This window comes from Sphingomonas degradans (genome assembly GCF_053502645.1).
Genome location: NZ_CP177172.1, coordinates 2,062,449 through 2,080,903, shown reverse-complemented (window position 1 = coordinate 2,080,903; position 18,455 = coordinate 2,062,449). Strand labels below are relative to the sequence as shown.

The window sequence follows — 18,455 nt, the reverse complement described above, 5'->3', positions numbered from 1 at the left end:
CCGCCCGCTCCGGCGTCGTCAGTGCATTGCGTGATGCGACGCAGCGGCACGGTTCTGCGGCGCGGCGCGGCGCGAGGCGCCGACAACGGTCGTGAACGCCGACGAATGGGTGCTCAGAGTCTGGACTTCGTCGCTCAGCGTCCGTGCCGCCGCCGATGTTTCCTCGACCATCGCCGCATTCTGCTGGGTTGCGCGGTCCATCGTGCCGATCGCCGAGGAAATCTCGGTGATCGCTTCGGCCTGGACGTTGTTGTCCTTGGCCATGCAGGCAAGCAGTTCGTGGACCTGCCCGACTTCGGTGGAAATGCCGGCCAAGGCGCTATCCACGCGCTGGACCATATCCACGGCGGCGACGATATCGGTTTGCGTTGCCGTGAGCTGATCGCGCGCCCGACCGGCCTCTTCTTCCGCGCGCATCGCCAGCGCGGAGACGAGATCGGCTACCACGGCAAAGCCACGGCCGGCTTCGCCCGCACGGCCCGCTTCGACTGCTGCGTTCATCGCGAGGACGCGGGTCTGGAACGCGATCTTGTCCAACCCTTCGATCACGCTGTCGATGCCCTTGGCGCTGTCCGCCACGCGAGTCATTGCCTGAACCGCCTCATCGGTGATGCGGCGTCCGCTGCCGACGGTCTCCAGCGTCTTGTCCGCGCGTGCGACGGTTTCATTGGCGGCAGTCGCGGTGGCGCGCAGCCGGGTGTCCATCTGGGAGATCGCTGCCGTGGTCTGTTCCAGGCTGGCGGCATTGCTTTCGGTGCGGCGGGCCAGATCCTCCGACGCGGTGCTGATTTCGCCGATGCCCGATGCAATCCGCCCCGTGCCTTCGGTCACTGCGCCGATCATCGTGCGCATCTTGTCGATGGTGTCGTTATAGGCGCGTTCGACCGCCGCAAAATTCTTGGGCATCCCCTCCAGCGTGCGCGTCAGGTCGCCGCCGGCCAGCGCGTTGAACATGTCCTCCAGCTTCGAGACGGCGGCGGTGCGATCGGCTTCCTCGACTTCGAAATAGACCGAAAGCGAGACTTCCATGTCGAGGAGTGCCGCCTTGGTCAGCGCGACCGAGACGTCGACTGCGCTGGGGCCCCGGAACATCGCCAGTGCGCGCCGCCACCAGGGCAGGTTGCGGTGTGCGCTGCGCATCAGCCCCTCGATCACGATCGCGTAGCTGCCGATGTACCAGCGCGGATCGAGCCCGATGCGCGCGTGGGTGGCGCCGATGCGGCGGGCACCGTCCATGTACTCTGCGTCGAACGTGCCTTCGCTGATCCGCGCCCAATGCCGCTCCTGCGCCGCCTTGGCACGGGCCATGTGCGCGGTGTCGGTGAAGAAGCGCGCGGTTTCCGGCGTGGCGCTGGCGCGGGCGTAGAAGCGGTCGAGCGCGGGGCCGATGGAACTGCGGACGATGGATTGTGCGGAGCGAAGCTGATCGAGTTGGTCCTGGTCCATCTCCATGAACGCCAGACGCGACCTTAGCGAGTTACTCACGCACACATCCTTTCGGGGAACCGTCGATACAGCCGACGGTGCCATTATAGACGGTTCCCGAGCAGGAGGGGGCGTTTACGGTGAGTAACTCGACAGTAGAAACGCGCTAACCCGCCGCCTTCGCCAGCCCGCGCGAGATCTGGAGCGCGGCGTTCAGGCGCGAGCGCGGGTTGTTCCACTCGCGGGTCACGACCAGCTTCATGTCCGGACGCAGCCGGGCGGTACCGTCCAGCCGCTCGACATAGGCCATCAGCCCCGCGACGTTGGGGAACTTATCTTCGTGGAAGGTCACCAGCGCGCCCTTTGGCCCGACGTCGATCTTGGCGATGCACGCCTTTTTGGCGTTCAGCTTGGCCTCGATCAGCCGCATCAGGTTTTCGGTCGCATCGGGCAGCTTGCCGAAGCGGTCGATCATCTCGGCGGCGAAGCTCTCGATCCCGTCGCTGTCCTCGATGTCGTTGAGGCGGCGGTACAGCCCCATGCGCAGGTCGAGATCGGGGACATAGTCCTCGGGGATCAGGATCGGCGCATCGACGGTGATCTGGGGCGACAGGTCCTTGGGCCGTTCGTCGCGGATGCCGCCGGCCTTGGCGTCCATGATCGCCTCTTCCAGCATCGACTGGTAGAGTTCGTAGCCGACTTCCTTGATATGCCCCGATTGCTCGTCGCCCAGCAGATTGCCGGCGCCGCGAATGTCGAGGTCGTGGCTGGCGAGCTGGAAGCCTGCACCCAGCGATTCGAGATCGGACAGCACCTTCAGGCGCTTGTCCGCCGCCTCGGTCATCTGGCGTTCGGGCGGCGTGGTCATATAGGCATAGGCGCGCGTCTTCGACCGCCCCACGCGGCCGCGGATCTGGTAGAGCTGCGCCAGCCCGAACTTGTCCGCGCGATTGACGATCAGCGTGTTGGCGCTGGGGATATCGAGCCCGCTCTCGATGATCGTCGTCGAGACGAGCAGGTCGTAGCGGCGATCGTAGAAGGCGGACATCCGTTCTTCCACTTCGGTCGGCGACATCTGGCCGTGCGCGACGACGTAGCTGATTTCGGGCACATCCTGCGCCAGGAACTTCTCGATATCGGGCAGGTCGGAAATGCGCGGTGTGACGAAATAGGCCTGGCCGCCGCGATAATGCTCGCGCAGCAACGCCTCGCGCAGCACCACCGGGTCCCACGGCATGACATAGGTGCGTACCGCAAGGCGATCGACCGGCGGAGTCTGGATGACCGAGAGTTCGCGCAGCCCCGACATCGCCATCTGGAGCGTGCGCGGGATCGGCGTCGCGGTGAGGGTGAGGACATGGACGTCCGCCTTCATCCCCTTCAGCCGTTCCTTGTGCGTCACGCCGAACCGCTGCTCCTCGTCGACGATGACAAGGCCCAGCCGCTTGAAATCGACGGTCTTGGACAGGATCGCGTGGGTACCGACCACAATGTCGATCGTGCCGGTCGCCAGCCCTTCCTTCACCGCCTTTGCCTCGGCAGCGGGGACCAGGCGGGAGAGGCGGCCGATTTCCAGCGGGAAGCCCTGGAACCGCTCGACGAAATTGCGATGATGCTGGCGCGCGAGCAGCGTGGTGGGACACACGACCGCGACCTGGAGGCCCGCCATCGCCGCGACGAAGGCGGCGCGTAGTGCCACCTCGGTCTTGCCGAAACCGACATCGCCGACGATCAGCCGGTCCATCGGGCGGCCCGCCGCCAGATCCTGCAACACGTCGTTGATCGCGCGATCCTGGTCGTCGGTTTCCTCATAGGGGAAGCGATCGACGAACGCGGGGTAGCCGCCGGCGTCGGGCTCCAGCACTTCTCCGGGGCGCACCGCGCGCTGGGCCGCCGTCGCGATGAGTTCGCCCGCGATTTCGCGGATGCGCTCCTTCATCCTCGACTTGCGGCGCTGCCACGCCTCGCCGCCCAGCTTGTCGAGCGCGGCCCCTTCCTCGCCCGCGCCGTAGCGCGTGAGGACTTCGAGATTTTCGACGGGCACGAACAGCTTGTCGCCGCCCGCATAGGTCAGCGCGACGCAATCGTGCGGCGCCTTCTGCACCGGGATCTGGGTTAGTCCCTCATAGCGCCCGATGCCGTGATCGACATGGACCACGAGATCGCCGGGCGACAGCGTGGCGAGTTCCTGGAGGAAGGCGTCGGTGTTCTTGCGCCGCTTCGACCGCCGCACCAGCCGGTCGCCGAGCATGTCCTGTTCGGTGAGCACGGCCACATCGGGCGCGGTAAAGCCATGGTCGAGCGGCAGGACGACAAGGGCCACCCCCTTGTCCGCAGCCCCCAGCGCCTGCTGCCACGAGTCCGCCGGGACCGCGCCCTTGAGCCCGTGATCCTCCAGCAGCCCGCGCAGCCGCTCACGCGCGCCGCCCGAATAGCTGGCGAGCACGGGCTTTTGCCCCGCCTTGCGCAGCTTGGCGATGTGGGCGACCACTGCCTCGTACACGTTGGTGCCGGCTGCCCGCTCGGGGGCGAAGTCACGCGGGCCATCCACGCCAAAATCGAGCACGGTTGCCGATTCGGGCTCGTGGAAGGGCGTGGCGGTATGGACGGGCGCCGCGTCCTGGAGCGCGGTCCATTCGTCGGGGCTCAGGTACAGCGCGTCGGCGTCGAGCGGGCGATAGCTGCCCGGCGCGGTCGATTCGGCGCGGACGCGGTTCTGCTGGTAATCGGCGATAGCCTCGAACCGCTGCTGCCCGGCGCCGTGAGTGGCGACGTCGCGAACGATGACGCTGCCGCCCGGCAGGTGATCGAACAAGGTTGCCAGCCGATCCTCGAACAGCGGCAGCCAATGTTCCATCCCGGCAAGCCGGCGCCCGTCGCTGATCGCCTGGTACAGCGGATCGCCGGTCGCGTTGGCGCCGAACTTGTCGCGATAGCGGCTGCGGAAGCGCTTGATGCTGTCTTCGTCGAGCAGCGCTTCGGATGCGGGGAGGAGGGTGAAACCATCGACGCGCCCGGTGGTGCGCTGGTCCTGCGGATCGAAGGTGCGGACGCTCTCGATCTCGTCGCCGAAGAAATCGAGCCGGAGCGCCTGTTCCGCGCCGCTGGGGAACAGATCGACCAGCCCGCCGCGCACGGCGAACTCGCCTGCGTCATTGACCGTTTCGACCCGGTGGTAGCCGTTGGCCTGGAGCAGCACCGCCAGCTTGTCGAGCCCGATCCGCTCGCCCGGCGCCAGCCGCGCGACGAGCTGGCGGATGCGGAACGGGGTGAGCGTGCGCTGCGTCGCGGCGTTGACGGTGGTGACGAGCAGGCGGGGCTTGTCGCCCTTTGCCTGGAGCGCGTGGAGTGTCGCCAGCCGCTCCGCCATCACGCGCAGCGTCGGGCTGGCACGGTCATAGGGGAGGCAATCCCATGCCGGGTAGGACAGGACCTCGAGATCGGGCGCGAAATAGGGGGCGGTCGCAGCGATCGCGCGCAACGCCGCTTCGTCGGGCGCGATGAATACCGTCACGCCCGCCGCGCGGGTCAGGTCCGCCAGCATCCATGGCAGGAACCCGGTGGGGGCACCCGCCAGCGTCAGCGGGCGCGAAGCGGCGAGGATCGATTTCAGGTCCGGCATGCGTTCTTCTTCTGCCGCTTGCCCGGTGCGGGAAACGGTGGGGGAGGCGGGAATCAGCGGGAGATGGGTACGTAGTTCAGGGTCTTGAGCGCGTTCATGATGGTGCCGTGGTAGCGTTCGGGCGCGTCGTCGGTTCCCATTGCCCAGGCCATGATATCGACGTCCTGTTCCTCGATCAGTTCCTCGAACAGCGCGATCTCGGCATCGTCCCATCCGGCCGAATGCGCGTCGAAAAAGCCGCCGATCAACAGGTCCGCTTCTTTCACGCCGCGATGCCAGGCGCGAAACCGAAGGCGCTTCAGACGATGTTCCCGGTCCATGCTCTTCCTCAACGGCAATTGGCCGGCGGCGCTGGAACACGCGGCCGGCTGGGTATAGGGGTCCGCAGATAGTCATGCGACCCGACATTCTCAATCCACTGTTCGCGGAAGTCACCGCGCTGAAGGGCATCGGCCCGGGGCTGGCCAAGCCGTTGGAGCGGCTGGGCCTCGCGCGCGTCGTCGATGTCGCGTTCCATTTGCCCACCGGCTTCATCGATCGCGAGCCGCGCGACGAACTCGACATGGCCGATTCGGGGCGTGTCATCGCGATCACGCTGACGCCGGTGCAATATCGCTTCGGTGGGGGCGCACGTTCGCCCGCGCGCGTGCAGTGCGTCGATGGGGCGGGAAACCACGTCACGCTCGTCTATTTCGGCGGCAATTCGGGGTGGGCGAAAAAGCTGTTGCCGATCGGCGAGCCGCGCTGGGTGTCGGGCAAGCTGGAGCATTATGGGCAGGACCTCCAGATGGTCCACCCGGACCATGTGCTGCCGCTGGACGAAGCGGCGCTGCCGGGGCGCGAGGCGGTCTATCCCTGTTCCGAAGGGATCACGTCGCGGCGGCTGGCGGCGCTGGCCGCGCAGGCGATCGAGCGGGCGCCGGTGCTGCCCGAATGGATCGAGCCGAGCCTGAAGGCGCAGCAGGACTGGCCCGACTGGCGCGACGCGCTGGTGCGCATCCATGCCGATCCGGCGGATGCCAAGGCGCGGGCGCGGCTGGCCTATGACGAGATTTTCGCCAACCAGCTCGCGCTGATGCTGGTGCGCGGCGAGGCGCGGGCCAAGCGCGGGCGCCCGCTGAACGGCGATGGCCAGTTCCGCGATGCGCTGAAGCTGCCCTACAGCCCCACCGGTGCGCAGGCGCGGACGATCCGCGAGATCGAGGGCGATATGGCGCAGGCCCAGCCGATGCTGCGGCTGCTCCAGGGCGATGTGGGCTCAGGCAAGACGCTGGTGGCGGCGATGGCGCTGCTGATCGCGGCGGAGGGCGGGGCGCAGGGCGCGCTGCTCGCGCCGACCGAGATATTGGCGCGCCAGCATTTCGATACGCTCAGCCGGATGTTCGGCCCGCTGGGCGTGCGCGTCGCGATCCTTACCGGGCGCGACAAGGGCAAGGCGCGCGAAGCGACGCTGATGGGGCTGGCGGATGGGTCGATCGACATATTGATCGGCACGCATGCGATCTTCCAGCAGGGCGTGGGCTATCGCGACCTGGGGCTGGTGGTGGTGGACGAACAGCACAGGTTCGGCGTGGCCGAGCGGCTGATGCTCCAGGCCAAGGCACAGGTGCCGCCGCACCTGCTGGTGATGACCGCGACGCCGATCCCGCGCACGTTGCAGCTCGCCAGCCATGGCGAGATGGACGTCAGCCGCCTCGACGAAATGCCGCCGGGGCGTGAGCCGATCGAGACGAGCGTGATTTCCGAAGAGCGGCTGGACGAGATCGTCACGGCGCTGGGCCGGCACCTGGGATCGGGCAAGCAGGCCTATTGGGTCTGCCCGCTGGTGGAGGAAAGCGAGAAGATCGACCTTGCCGCCGCCGAGGCGCGCGCCGTGCAACTGACCGAGCGGTTCGGCGCCGCCGCTGTCGGGCTGGTCCACGGCCGGATGAAGCCAGCGGAGAAGGACGCAGTGATGGCGCGCTTCGCCGCGGGCGAGCTGGGCGTGCTGGTGGCGACGACGGTGATCGAGGTCGGGGTGGACGTGCCCAACGCGACGCTGATCGTGATCGAACATGCCGACCGGTTCGGGCTGGCCCAGCTGCACCAGCTGCGCGGGCGCGTGGGCCGGGGCGGGGGACGATCGGTGTGCGTGCTGTTGCGCGGGGCCTCGCTCAGTGAAACGTCGCGCGCGCGGCTGGCGTTGATGCGCGAGACCAATGACGGCTTCCGCATCGCCGAAGAGGATCTGCGGCTGCGCGGCGCGGGCGAGCTGCTCGGCACGCGCCAGTCAGGTGAGATGCAGTTCCGGCTGGCGACGCCCGAGATGCTGGGCGGATTGCTGCCCGCCGCGAACAGCGACGCGCGGTTGCTGATCGATCGCGACGGCGGGCTGAAGGGCGAACGGGGACAGGCGGCGCGGATCGCGCTGTATCTGTTCGAGCGCGATTCGGCGGTGGCGCTGCTGCGGTCGGGGTGAGGGCTATTTCATGCCCTTGAGCAGCACGGCGACCATTTCGTAATAGCCCGCCAGGTCCAGCGCCGGGTCGAACTGGCAGCCGATCCGGCCCCCCAATGCCCAGCGGACTTCGGCGATGGTGCTGCCGATCACGGGAAGCGTCACGCGAATCCGGTCGCCGATCGCGAAGCCGTCGTCTGACCGTACCATCATCCCGTGCGCAGAGATGTTGACCACCAGCAGCGTTCGGGCTGCGCCGTCGGGTCCCATGGCGCGGGCGCGATAATGGACGTCCTCGCGCGCGTCGCGCCGGATCTCCACCGCACTGCTCGTCGCCTGATACGTCACACCCGCCCCACACAGCCTGCGTCAGACGTACCGGGCTATCGGGCGCGAGTGAACGTCCGCCCAACGAACCTGATTAATGCGCTCTTATCGTGCGCTCGGGGGTCAGGCGGGGATCAGCAGCCCGTGGCGCTTCTTGCCGAAGCTCAGCTTGACCTGCCCGGTGACCGCGATGGTCGCCGCAGCGTCGGTCGCGACGACATCGTCCACGCGGATCGCGCCCTCGGCGATCTTGCGGCGCGCCTCGCCCTTCGACGCGCAGAGGCTGAGCGCCACCAGCGCATCGACCAGCGCGATGCTGCCGCCCTCGACCGCGAAGCTGGGCAGCGCCCCGCCGGCGGTGCCTTCCTCGAACGTGCGGCGCGCCGTCTCGGCGGCTTCCTCGGCAGCCGCGCGGCCACGGCACATCGCGGTCGCTTCGTTGGCGAGGATCTTCTTCGCTTCGTTGATCTCGGCGCCGCCCAAGGCTTCCAGCCGTGCGATCTCGTCGAGCGGCAGATCGGTGAACAGCCGCAGGAAGCGGCCGACATCGCGGTCGTCGGTGTTCCGCCAGAACTGCCAGTAATCATAGTGCGACAGCTGATCGGGGTTCAGCCACACCGCGCCGGACATGGTCTTGCCCATCTTGCCGCCGTCCGCCGTGGTGATCAGCGGCGTGGTGACGCCGAACACTTCGGTGCCGTCGACGCGGCGGGACAGCTCGATGCCGTTGACGATGTTGCCCCACTGGTCCGATCCGCCCATCTGCAGGCGGCAGCCCGCGCGGCGCGACAGTTCCAGGAAGTCATAGCCCTGAAGGATCATGTAGTTGAATTCGAGGAAGCTCAGCGACTGCTCGCGATCGAGCCGCAGCTTGACCGAATCGAAGCTGAGCATCCGATTGATCGAGAAATGCCGGCCGATGTCGCGCAGGAACGGGATGTATTCCAGCTTGTCGAGCCAGTCGGCGTTGTCGACCATCACGGCGTCGGTCGGCCCGTCGCCGAAGGTCAGGAAATTCTCGAACACCGTCTTGATCGAGGCGATGTTGCTGGCGATCGTGTCCAGCGTCAGCATCTTGCGCGCTTCGTCCTTGAAGCTCGGATCGCCGATCTTGCCGGTGCCGCCGCCCATCAGCACGATCGGCTTGTGGCCCGCCTGTTGAAGGCGGCGGAGCAGCATGATCTGCACCAGGCTTCCGACATGGAGCGACGGCGCGGTGGGATCGAAGCCGATATAGCCCGGCACAACCTGCTTCGCGGCAAGCGCGTCGAGCGCGCCGGCATCGGTCACCTGGTGGATATAGCCGCGCGACGACAGAAGGCGGAGCAGATCGGAGCTGTATTCGGTGGTCATGATGCGCGCCGCATAGCCAATGCAGCGGCGCGCGTCATCCCCGCTACGCCGTTTCAGGCGGTTTCGGACAATGCCCGGGTCGGTACGGGAAGGGTGGGAAGGGGGGCGCGGGCGGCAGCGATGGCGGTGGACAGGACGATCGCGTCCTCGATCGCGCCGGTCGAGACCTGGCCATGGCGGCGCATCGACCGCATCCGCAGCGCAAAGGTTGCATACGAGGCGAGCACTGCCGTGGCGCCCGCCACCGCCGCGCTGGCGAAGCGATCCTTGCGCGGCGACAGCGCCATCCCCGAGAACGCCGCATTCATGCTGCGCACGATCACGGCGGGCGGGATGATCCGGTCGGGCGCAGTCTTCTGTTTGTCGCCCGCGAATTCATAGACGGCCAGCGCCATGGTCCCGAGCGACACCACAGGGTGGCCGAGCCAGCGCGGGGCGCCATTGTCGGCGGGCAGCGTGTTCGTGCGCGCGGCATTGGCGACGACGGCGAGCTGAGTCATCGAACGGGCACCGGCGGTAAGGCCGATCAGGATGGCGCGAAGCATGGGGGTTCTCCGATTGGGGTTCGGTTGCGGGAACGCGCGACCCGCGGCAAGGATGCGCGCGCTTCCCACACGGGCTTGTGCAAGCTGGGCGCGAACCGATACGCTGGATGCGCCCTATGGCTGTCGTGAGCCAGGCGATGACTGCGAGAGGTTGGAGCTATTTTGACAAGCTCAGGACAAACGGGGGAAGGGGGCAGCGGCCATCCCATTCCGCTTGTGCCCCACCCGGCCAAGCCGGCGGCGCGGGTCACAGGTGTCGCGGTCGAGGTTGCACGAGTCGCGCCCGATACGCTTGCGCTGCGCTTCCTTGTGTCGGGCACGGTCGAGGCGTTGGTCGTGCCCGCGACCGAAGCGCCCGCCCGCCGCGACGGGCTGTGGCAGACGACGTGCTTCGAGCTGTTTGCCCGGACCGCGACGGGCTATGTCGAGTATAACTTCTCGCCCAGCAGCCAATGGGCCGCCTATCGGTTCATGGCCTATCGCGAAGGGATGGCGGAGCTGGACGGCATCGACGCGCCGGTGATCGCGCCGGAGCGTGCGCCCGGCAGCTATGCGCTCGACGTCCGCGTCGCGCTCCCCGCCGATACGGGGATCGGGCGGCTCAGCCTTACCGCCGTCATCGAGGAAACCGACGGCACCAAATCCTATTGGGCGGTCGCGCATCCGGCGGGGAAGCCCGATTTCCACGATCCGGCTTGCTTCGTCCTCGAACTCCCGGCAGCAAGCGCGGCATGAAATTCGGTATCGACCGGCTGCTCGCCGACCCCGCACTGCGCAAACCGCTTGAGGGCAAGCGCGTTGCGCTGCTCGCCCATCCCGCCTCGGTCACGGCGGACCTGACGCATGCGCTCGACGCGCTGGTCGCGGCGGGGGTCAATATCTCGGCGGTGTTCGGGCCGCAGCACGGGGTGCGCGGCGATCTGCAGGACAATATGATGGAGTCGCCGGACTTCACCGATCCTGTATATAACGTGCCGGTGTTCAGCCTGTACGGCGAAGTCCGCCGCCCGACGGGCCAGTCGATGGGCACGTTCGACGTGATCCTGATCGACCTTCAGGACCTGGGCTGCCGCATCTACACCTTCGTCACGACGCTGCTCTACGTGCTGGAGGCCGCCGCTGCGCATGGCAAGACCGTGTGGGTGCTCGATCGCCCCAATCCGGCCGGGCGCCCGATCGAGGGCACGACGCTGCTGCCCGGGTGGGAGAGCTTTGTCGGGGCGGGGCCGATGCCGATGCGGCACGGCATGACGCTGGGCGAAATGGGGCGCTGGTTCATCGCGCAGTTCAACCTCGACGTCGACTATCGCGTGATCGAGATGGAGGGCTGGGCGCCCGACGCCGCGCCGGGCTTTGGCTGGCCGGCGGAGCGCCCGTGGATCAATCCCAGCCCCAATGCGCCGAACGTCAACATGGCGCGCGCCTATGCCGGCACGGTGATGCTGGAGGGGACGCTGTTGTCCGAGGGGCGCGGCACCACCCGGCCGCTGGAGCTGTTCGGCGCGCCGGACATCGACGCGCGCGCCGTGATCGCCGAGATGCAGGCGCTGGCGCCGCAGTGGCTGACCGGCTGCACGCTGCGCGACATGTGGTTCCAGCCGACGTTCCACAAGCATGTCGGCCAGCTGTGCTCGGGCGTGTTCCTCCACGCCGAGGGGCCGGGATATGACCATACCGCCTTCCGCCCCTGGCGCGCCCAGGCGCTGGGGTTCAAGGCGATCCGGCGGCTGTATCCCGACTATGCGCTGTGGCGCGATTTCCCGTATGAATATGTGTTCGACAAGCTGGCGATCGACGTCATCAATGGCGGGCCGGCGCTTCGCGAATGGGTGGACGATGCGGGCGCCGAGCCGGGCGATCTCGACGCGCTGACCCAGCCGGACGAAGCCGCGTGGGACGCCGTGCGGGCGCAATATCTGTGCTATTGATTGCACAGCCCGGCCTGACCGCCTAACCCTCGATCATGCTGGCAGGCCTGATTTTCGCTATCGAGGAGGCGAGCGACCGACCGGGGTCGCTGGTCGCGACGTTGCCGTTCGGGGGCATGACCTTGCTCGAATACCAGGTCCGGCTGCTCGCCGGGGCCGGGGCAGAGCATGTGCTGATCGCGGTGGGCAAGATGACGCCGGCGCTGCTGGCGGCCGTGAACCGCGCGGGCAAGCGCGACCTGCACGTCGAAATCGTCCGATCCGCCGAAGAGGCCGTGGAAAAGGTCGATCCCGCCGCGCGGGTGGTGGTGCTCGCCGACGGCCTGGTGACCATGGACCCGGTGATGGACCGGATGGCGGCGGAGGGGCGCGAGGCGCTGCTCGTCACTGACGACCCCGGTTCGCCCGCCGCGATCGAGCGGCTGGACATGCGCGATTGCTGGGCGGGGATTGCGCGGATTTCGGTGCCGCAGCTGGGGCAGATCGCCCAGATGCCCGAGGATTATGATTTCCAGTCGGCGTTGCTGCGCGTTGCCGCGCAATCGGGCGCCGAGCATATTGCGTTGAGCGGCAATTGGGCCCGCGGCGGCCATGCCGTGGAGCGGAGCGCGGAAGGGCTGGCTTCGCGCAACACCGGCGTGCTCGCGGCGCTGACCGAGCGGCGAGTCGACTGGGCGGACCGATGGGTCTTCACGCGCATCGCCCGCATCGTGCTGCCCGAGCTGGTCGCGCGCAACGTGCCGGCGTGGAGCGTACAGGCAGTGGCCGGGGTGACGGCGCTTGCGGCACTGGCGCTCATCGGGCTGGGATATGTGGGCGGCGGCTTCGTGGCGGGGCTGGTTTCCACCGCTGCGCTTGCCACGGGGACGGCGATGGCGGCGCTGCGCGGCGAGGAACTGCGCGCGCGCGGGCTGGAAATGGCGATATTGGGATTGTTCGGCGCAGCGACCCTGCTGGCCGGGTGGGGAGAGCGCGGCGCCACTGCGTCCACGACTCCCGTCGTCCTGGCGCTCGTCGCGGTCGCGGCGCAGTTGCTGGTCGAGCGTGCGCCCACCCGACACCGCCGCTGGTGGGCCAGCCCCGCCGCGCAACTCCTTGTCCTGACGCCCTTTGCGCTGGCCGGGTTCGTCACCGCCGGCCTTGCCGCAGCGGCCCTGTACGCCTTTGGCACACTTGCCGGGGCGGTCGAGGGAATGCGCGAAAAAGCTTAGTCTCGTGTTTACTTCATTTGGGGTAGCAAGGGGGCTATGTCGGATAATCCCATCGACATGCGCAATGGCATCGCCATGGGCGCACGGGAGCTGATCGCGCGGGCGGCGGCTGCGGACGGCCGTGCCTGCAAGGGATTGGCGGTCGCCATCGACGATTTTTTCCTGCCCGACGACCATCGAATCGACGAACGGACCCGATCGGCGCTGCGCGCTTTGCTCCAGTCGCTGGTCGAAACGGTAGCCGCGCAGATTCGCGAGCACGGCGCCCGCCTGCTTATCGGACGCGGCGAGCCGGCGCTGGGCGCCGCGCTGGCAGCACAGGGTGCGTCGGTGTTCCAGCGCCTCGCGCAAGCCGGCGTGCTGCGCGATTCCGTTCTGATGGCCGAGGCGCTGGGCCGCGTGCGGCAGGATGCGCTGGGCGCCGCGCTGCCCATGCATGCGCCGGACGATCCCGACCAGCCCAGCCTGCTCAGCCGCTTTGCCGAACACCCCGATCGCGTTCTGGCCAGCGGAGCGATGGCGCTGCTGATCGCGGAGAGCCGGCGACGGGTCGGCCCGGATGCGGGGCAGGCCGGAACCGATCTGCCCGCCGAATTGCACCACAAGCTTGTCTGGTGGGTTGCCGCCGCGCTGCGCGCGCGCGTGGCTGAGGGCGCAGGCGAGGGGCTGGCCGTGCTCGACCGCGCGCTGTGCGACGCGGCGCAGCGCAGCCTGGCGGCATATGACGAGGGCGATCGGCTGGAGGCGGCGGCGCTGCGCTTTGCGGCGGCGATCGATGCGCAGGCGTCCGAACTGCCCGCGCTGCTGGTCGAATCGCTGGGCGACCGGCGTATCGCGCTGTTCATCGCGCTGCTCGCGCATGCGATCGGCGTGGACTATGCGCTGGCGCGCGACGTCGTGCTCGATCCCGCTGCGGATCGGCTGTGGCTGGCGCTGCGCGCGCTGGAGCTGCCGCGCGATGCGATTGCGCAGATCGGCTATGCGCTGTGCGAAGCCGATGCGCGCCGCGACCTGGAGCGCTTCGCCGATGCGCTGGACGTGATCGCGGCGATCTCCGGTGCCGAGGCGCGCGACGCGCTGGCGCCGTTGCGGCTCGATGCGGATTACCGCGCAGCACTGGTGGCGCTCGCGCAATCGGCGGGGAGCCGATGAACGTGATGGACCCCGCGCTGCCCATCGCGATCGGGCGAGTCGATCCGCACGGGCGGCTGATCGACGCCGAATCGCGGCTGTACGAACTCAACGACCGGGCGGGCGGCACGATCGGCGGACCGCTGGCCGTCCCGCAAATCGCCACGCTGGCGCGGCTGGCGCAGCGGCTGGGCATTGCGATCTCGCGCAGCATCACTGCCGCCGATGGCGAGGACGATGTCGAACTCTGGGTCCGCGCCGAGCCCGATGCCGATGGCGTGCGGCTGGAAGTGAGCGGTTGGCGGCACCGTCCGGGCTGGCGCGCGCCCGCGAGCGAGCCCGAGCGCGACAGCGATTTTTTCCGCGCGGCCGCCGACTGGCTGTGGGAAACCGACGCGGCACTCCGCATCACCTTCCTCTCGATCGAGGCGGGCGTGCGCTATGGGTTCGATGCCAGCGCGATGCTCGGCCAGCCGCTGACCCGGCTGTTCAGCCTGACACAGGACGACGCCGGCGGGCTGCCGATCCTGACTGCCGTGGCGGCGCAGGCGCGGTTCGACGGGCAAAAGGCCGAACTGCGCGGCACCGGGCGGATGGTACGGCTGGGCGCGAGCCCGCGCACCGATGCGACCGGGCGCTTTGCGGGCTTTGTTGGCGCGGCGCACATGCTGGACGAGGGGGATGTGGTCGCGACCGGCCCGGACGTGCCCGTGCCCGCGCTTGGCGAACTGTTCGGCGGCTTCCCCGATTCGTTCAGCCAGCGGCTCGACCGGGCACTGCGCGGTCCGCTGGGCAAGATCATCGCCAACGCCGATTCGATCAGCGCCCAGACCGAGGGGCCGCTGCGCACCGATTACGCCGAATATGCCGCCGACATCGCCAATGCGGGGCGGCACTTGCTGGGGCTCGTCGAGGATCTGGTCGATTTGCAGGCGATCGAACGCGAGGATTTCGCGATCGAGGCGGAGCCGATCGACCTGGCCGATGTGGCCCGGCGGGCAAGCGGCCTGTTGTCGGTGCGGGCCGCCCAGTCCGAGGTGCGGATCGACAAGCCGGCGATCGACGAATCGCTGCCCGTCACTGGCGAGTTTCGCCGCGCGCTCCAGGTGCTGGTCAACCTGATCGGCAATGCCGTGCGCTATTCGCCCGCCGGGGGCATGGTGTGGATACGTCTGGAACGCGATGGCAATCGCGGCTGCGTGATCGTGGCCGACCAGGGCAAGGGCATTGCGCCCGAGGACCAGGAGCGGATCTTCGCCAAGTTCGGCCGCGTCGATCCCAGCGAGCCGGGCGGCAGCGGGTTGGGGCTCTATATCGCCCGGCGACTGGCGCGGGCGATGGGCGGCGACCTGACGGTGGACAGCGCACCGGGAATGGGCGCGCGATTCATCTTCACTCTGCCCTGGCGCGATTAAAGCGCCGCGGCCTCAGCGTTCGGTAAGCCGGGACATCAGCTCAACGAAATTGCAGGGCTTGTGCCGGTTATCCAACTGGGTGGCGAGGATGCCGTCCCACGCATCGGTGACTGCGCCGGTCGATCCGGGCAGCGCGAAGATATAGGTGCCCCGCGCCACGCCCGCAGTCGCGCGCGACTGGATCGTCGAGGTGCCGATGCTCTGGTAGCTGAGCCAGCGGAACAGTTCGCCAAAGCCCGGAATTTCCTTGTCCCACACGCGGGCCAGCGCCGCAGGCGTGATGTCGCGCCCGGTGACGCCGGTGCCGCCGGTGGTCAGGACACAATCGACATGCGGGTCGGCGATCCAGCGTTCCAGCGTCGCCACGATGGCGTCCGAATCGTCGCGGACGATTGCGCGCTCGGCAAGTTCGTGCCCGGCATCGGTCAGCCGCTGGACCAGCCGGTCGCCCGAACGATCATCGGCCAGCGTGCGGGTGTCGGAGACGGTGAGGACGGCGATGCGGATCGGCTGAAACGCGATGCTTTCGTCAATTGCCACGCGCCACCGTTGCCGAACCGCCGGCTACAGAGACGCGCCGGGCGGGCATCCGCACCGATTTCGCGCCGGGCAGGCCGGGGAATTTGGGCCACAGCCCCTGCGCGAGCGCTTCTCGGCTGTCGGAGCGGCGGCCTTCCTGTCCCTCATACATCCAATAGTTGCGCAGCACCGTCATCACATAGCCGCGCGTCTCCCAATAGGGGATGCTCTCGATATAGAGCAGCGGGTCGCCATTGTCCTTGGTCAGGCTGTTCCACGCCTCGACCGGGGTGGGGCCGGCATTGTAGGCGGCGATGATCTTTGGCAGCAGACCGCCGGTAAAGGGCTTGTCGCGCAGCTGCTCCAGATAGGACTGGCCGATCTCCATGTTGACCGAAGGCTTGGTCAGGTCGGATGCGGCATACGTCACGCCGCGGCGGCGGCCCACATCGATCGCGGCCCCGGTCTTGACCTGCATCAGCCCCATTGCCCCGGCGGCACTGCGGATTTCGGCGTTGAAGCGCGATTCCTGGAGCGTGTGGGCGAACACCAGCGCCTTGTCGACGCGCCAGCCGCCGGCGGGCGTCCAGTTGGGCGAGGGATAGCGCGCCTGCATCAGCGGGCGCGCGCCCGCCGGGCCATTGTGCGAGAGCCAGAGCTGCGTCGAGGCGAGGTTGAGGCGCCCCGCCAGCCGGCTGAGTGCACTATGTTCGCCCGCGTTGCAGAACTTCGCCTGATAGCGCAGCACTTCGTCGGCCAGCCGGTCCTCGCCGATCTCGGTGAGCGCGGCGGCGACGCGGACATTGGGGCGGCGTTGCAGCGCGGTCCAGTCCTCGGTCACGAAGCGCTCGCCCTTGGCCGGCTTTTCGTCGATCGCGAGCGCGGCCTTGGACAGCAGGCCGTAAAAGGTCTCGTTATACTGGGCGGCAGCCTTCAGTTTGACGGCGATCTTGTCGGGGCGGCCACAGGCCATGTCGGCGCGCGCGCCCCAATAGAGGCCTGCCGAGCGCAGCTCGGTATCATTGGCGCGCGTCGCCACGCGCTCGAACTCGGCGCCGGCATCGGTGCAGTCCTGTTGGCGCCACGCGGCGAGGCCGCCGACCCATGCCGCCTGCGGGGCCCAGTCGCCCAGACCTTCCTGCGCCTTTGCCGCCATGCGGCGGGCGTTGGTGTCGTCGCCGGAGACGTAATAGATCCACGCAACCTTCTGCTGCCACTCGGTCAGTGCCTCGGGCGTCAGGTCGGGGCCGAATTTCTCGACTAGCGCCTCGGCCTGCATGCCATCGTCCGCCTTGACGAAAGGCTGGATCGCAAGGGCGATTTCGGTCGCGGCGGCGTCGCTCTTGATCGACCGCGCGCGCTGGCGCACCGGCGCGCCATCGAACCAGATAAGCCGCTGGGCCGTGGGCAACACGGGCAGGTCGGTGGCGCCGCGCGTCTTGGCCATGCGGGCAATCTGTTCGGCCTGGGGCAGCTCGGGTGCTTCGGCGAGGAGCGCCAGCAGCGGCGCAAGCTCGACGCGGGGAGACCCCTTGGCAGTGTACAGCTCGGCGCGGGCGATCGCGTGCAGCGGGCCGGGCTTCATCATGTCGAGCTGAAGCTGGGCATCGGTCCATTTCCCGGCGCGGATCGCGGCAAAGACGGTGCGGTATCCGGCGCGCTGATCGGCGTCGAGCTGGTCGGGAATGCCGTCGCCGGTGCGGGCGCCGGCGGGCGCGGCCACGCTTGCCCCGTCTTCGGCGGCAGGAACGCGATCGTCGGCGTGCGCCGCAACCGGCGCCGTCAGCAATGTCGCGGCAAGAAGAATACGCATGTTCATTCGCCTAATCCCCGGCTGGCCAGCAGCAGATGTCTCCAGGCTTCACTCTTGGTGGCGGGCCGTTCCAGCAGGAAACGGGGGTGATAGGTCGCCACCACGGCGGTGTTTCCGCCAAAATCGTTAACGTCGTGTATACGGTTAGCATGCGGCGCTGCTGCCGTCTCGCGCAATAGCCGCCCCGTGGCCTGACCGAGCAACAGCAGATTTTTGGGCCGCAGCAAACTCAGGTGATGCCGCATCAATTCGGTCAGGCGCGCCTCCTGGTCGGGCGTCACGCGGCCCGTCATCGGACGGGCGACGGCGAGCGATGCCAGATAGACCGACTCGCGCGACACGCCGATGGCGGTAAGCATCCGATCGAGCATTCGGCCCTCCGGTCCCGACATCAGCATGTCGGTGTCGCCGGATTCCGGAACATCGGTAAGCACCACCAGCGCCGCGTCGGCGGGGCCGCTGGGGGGCACGATCGGGGACATCCATCCGGCCTCTGGCGCCTTCTCGCCGAGCCGCCACGCGACAAAGGCCTCCAGCGTATCGGGTAGCACCTCCACCACCGGTGCCGCTACGGCAGCGGGCATTATGATGGTGTCGGCGCGCGGCGCCGGCGCGGCCAGCCAGTCGCGTGGTTCGTCGTCGGTAAGCGTCTCTACGCCCGCGTCGCTCCACCATTCGATCGCGCTCGCGACAATATTCGGCCAGTCGTGGATCGCTTCGTCCCCCATA

Annotated in this window: 15 protein-coding genes; 6 read left to right on the top strand and 9 right to left on the bottom strand. The window is 68.2% G+C overall.

The window, feature by feature from the left end; translation table 11 throughout:
• Positions 1–18: 18 nt before the first annotated feature.
• The 3 genes from ACG3SL_RS09250 to ACG3SL_RS09240 all read right to left on the bottom strand — a co-directional run bounded on the left by ACG3SL_RS09250 (position 19) and on the right by ACG3SL_RS09240 (position 5,367).
• Entirely contained in the window at positions 19–1,530 is a 1,512-nt protein-coding gene (locus ACG3SL_RS09250; protein WP_448664841.1) for a methyl-accepting chemotaxis protein, read from the bottom strand.
• A gap of 61 nt (positions 1,531–1,591) precedes the next feature.
• Complete coding sequence (gene mfd, locus ACG3SL_RS09245) at positions 1,592–5,047, bottom strand: transcription-repair coupling factor (RefSeq protein ID WP_448664840.1); 3,456 nt, start codon at positions 5,045–5,047, stop codon at positions 1,592–1,594.
• Between the two features lie 53 nt (positions 5,048–5,100).
• Positions 5,101–5,367 carry an FAD assembly factor SdhE gene (locus tag ACG3SL_RS09240; RefSeq protein ID WP_448664839.1) on the bottom strand — a complete coding sequence of 89 codons (267 nt, stop codon included), beginning with the start codon at positions 5,365–5,367 and terminating at the stop codon, positions 5,101–5,103.
• Between the two features lie 74 nt (positions 5,368–5,441).
• Between ACG3SL_RS09240 and recG the strand changes: the two genes are divergently transcribed.
• Positions 5,442–7,505 (top strand): ATP-dependent DNA helicase RecG, encoded by a 2,064-nt coding sequence (gene recG, locus ACG3SL_RS09235; protein ID WP_448664838.1) that lies wholly within the window; start codon positions 5,442–5,444, stop codon positions 7,503–7,505.
• A 3-nt stretch (positions 7,506–7,508) separates the two neighbouring features.
• On the opposite strand, the gene ACG3SL_RS09230 is transcribed toward recG, so the two are convergent.
• The 3 genes from ACG3SL_RS09230 to ACG3SL_RS09220 form a co-directional block, all read right to left on the bottom strand.
• Entirely contained in the window at positions 7,509–7,832 is a 324-nt protein-coding gene (locus ACG3SL_RS09230; RefSeq protein WP_448664837.1) for a PilZ domain-containing protein, read from the bottom strand.
• Positions 7,833–7,934: 102 nt separating this feature from the next.
• Positions 7,935–9,164 carry a tyrosine--tRNA ligase gene (gene tyrS / locus ACG3SL_RS09225; protein WP_448664836.1) on the bottom strand — a complete coding sequence of 410 codons (1,230 nt, stop codon included), beginning with the start codon at positions 9,162–9,164 and terminating at the stop codon, positions 7,935–7,937.
• Between the two features lie 53 nt (positions 9,165–9,217).
• Positions 9,218–9,709: a DUF4126 domain-containing protein gene (locus ACG3SL_RS09220; RefSeq protein ID WP_448664835.1), complete on the bottom strand. Its 492-nt coding sequence runs from the start codon at positions 9,707–9,709 to the stop codon at positions 9,218–9,220.
• A gap of 162 nt (positions 9,710–9,871) precedes the next feature.
• Here ACG3SL_RS09220 and ACG3SL_RS09215 point away from each other — a divergent pair, with 162 nt between their 5' ends.
• The 5 genes from ACG3SL_RS09215 to ACG3SL_RS09195 are packed head-to-tail and all read left to right on the top strand — an operon-like array spanning position 9,872 to position 15,394.
• Complete coding sequence (locus tag ACG3SL_RS09215; protein WP_448664834.1) at positions 9,872–10,444, top strand: DOMON-like domain-containing protein; 573 nt, start codon at positions 9,872–9,874, stop codon at positions 10,442–10,444.
• The gene (locus ACG3SL_RS09210; protein WP_448664833.1) at positions 10,441–11,637 is read left to right on the top strand and encodes an exo-beta-N-acetylmuramidase NamZ family protein; all 1,197 of its coding nucleotides are present in this window, start codon (positions 10,441–10,443) and stop codon (positions 11,635–11,637) included. The genes ACG3SL_RS09215 and ACG3SL_RS09210 overlap by 4 nt, the downstream gene beginning before the upstream one ends.
• Before the next feature lie 35 nt (positions 11,638–11,672).
• Entirely contained in the window at positions 11,673–12,848 is a 1,176-nt protein-coding gene (locus ACG3SL_RS09205; RefSeq protein WP_448664832.1) for a hypothetical protein, read from the top strand.
• A gap of 36 nt (positions 12,849–12,884) precedes the next feature.
• On the top strand, positions 12,885–14,000 hold the full coding sequence (locus tag ACG3SL_RS09200; RefSeq protein WP_448664831.1) for a DUF2336 domain-containing protein: 1,116 nt from the start codon (positions 12,885–12,887) through the stop codon (positions 13,998–14,000).
• Complete coding sequence (locus ACG3SL_RS09195) at positions 13,997–15,394, top strand: ATP-binding protein (RefSeq protein WP_448664830.1); 1,398 nt, start codon at positions 13,997–13,999, stop codon at positions 15,392–15,394. The genes ACG3SL_RS09200 and ACG3SL_RS09195 overlap by 4 nt, the downstream gene beginning before the upstream one ends.
• Before the next feature lie 12 nt (positions 15,395–15,406).
• On the opposite strand, the gene moaB is transcribed toward ACG3SL_RS09195, so the two are convergent.
• From moaB to ACG3SL_RS09180, 3 genes are read right to left on the bottom strand one after another with little or no spacing between them, the layout of a single operon-like run.
• A complete protein-coding gene (gene moaB, locus ACG3SL_RS09190; RefSeq protein ID WP_448664829.1) occupies positions 15,407–15,934 on the bottom strand; it encodes a molybdenum cofactor biosynthesis protein B in 528 nt (175 codons plus the stop codon).
• Complete coding sequence (locus ACG3SL_RS09185) at positions 15,924–17,732, bottom strand: lytic transglycosylase domain-containing protein (protein ID WP_448664828.1); 1,809 nt, start codon at positions 17,730–17,732, stop codon at positions 15,924–15,926. The genes moaB and ACG3SL_RS09185 overlap by 11 nt, the downstream gene beginning before the upstream one ends.
• Positions 17,729–18,454 carry a uracil-DNA glycosylase family protein gene (locus ACG3SL_RS09180; protein WP_448664827.1) on the bottom strand — a complete coding sequence of 242 codons (726 nt, stop codon included), beginning with the start codon at positions 18,452–18,454 and terminating at the stop codon, positions 17,729–17,731. Before ACG3SL_RS09180 ends, ACG3SL_RS09185 begins: the two co-directional genes overlap by 4 nt.
• Position 18,455: the final 1 nt, after the last annotated feature.

Bases quoted from the DNA above. Each gene is read 5' to 3' on its own strand.
- ACG3SL_RS09220 (WP_448664835.1), bottom strand. From the start codon at position 9,709: ATGCTTCGCGCCATCCTGATCGGCCTTACCGCCGGTGCCCGTTCGATG.
- mfd (WP_448664840.1), bottom strand. From the start codon at position 5,047: ATGCCGGACCTGAAATCGATCCTCGCCGCTTCGCGCCCGCTGACGCTG.
- recG (WP_448664838.1), top strand. From the start codon at position 5,442: ATGCGACCCGACATTCTCAATCCACTGTTCGCGGAAGTCACCGCGCTG.
- ACG3SL_RS09185 (WP_448664828.1), bottom strand. From the start codon at position 17,732: ATGAACATGCGTATTCTTCTTGCCGCGACATTGCTGACGGCGCCGGTT.
- ACG3SL_RS09195 (WP_448664830.1), top strand. From the start codon at position 13,997: ATGAACGTGATGGACCCCGCGCTGCCCATCGCGATCGGGCGAGTCGAT.
- ACG3SL_RS09210 (WP_448664833.1), top strand. From the start codon at position 10,441: ATGAAATTCGGTATCGACCGGCTGCTCGCCGACCCCGCACTGCGCAAA.
- ACG3SL_RS09250 (WP_448664841.1), bottom strand. From the start codon at position 1,530: ATGGCACCGTCGGCTGTATCGACGGTTCCCCGAAAGGATGTGTGCGTG.
- ACG3SL_RS09200 (WP_448664831.1), top strand. From the start codon at position 12,885: ATGTCGGATAATCCCATCGACATGCGCAATGGCATCGCCATGGGCGCA.
- ACG3SL_RS09205 (WP_448664832.1), top strand. From the start codon at position 11,673: ATGCTGGCAGGCCTGATTTTCGCTATCGAGGAGGCGAGCGACCGACCG.
- ACG3SL_RS09240 (WP_448664839.1), bottom strand. From the start codon at position 5,367: ATGGACCGGGAACATCGTCTGAAGCGCCTTCGGTTTCGCGCCTGGCAT.
- ACG3SL_RS09180 (WP_448664827.1), bottom strand. From the start codon at position 18,454: ATGGGGGACGAAGCGATCCACGACTGGCCGAATATTGTCGCGAGCGCG.
- tyrS (WP_448664836.1), bottom strand. From the start codon at position 9,164: ATGACCACCGAATACAGCTCCGATCTGCTCCGCCTTCTGTCGTCGCGC.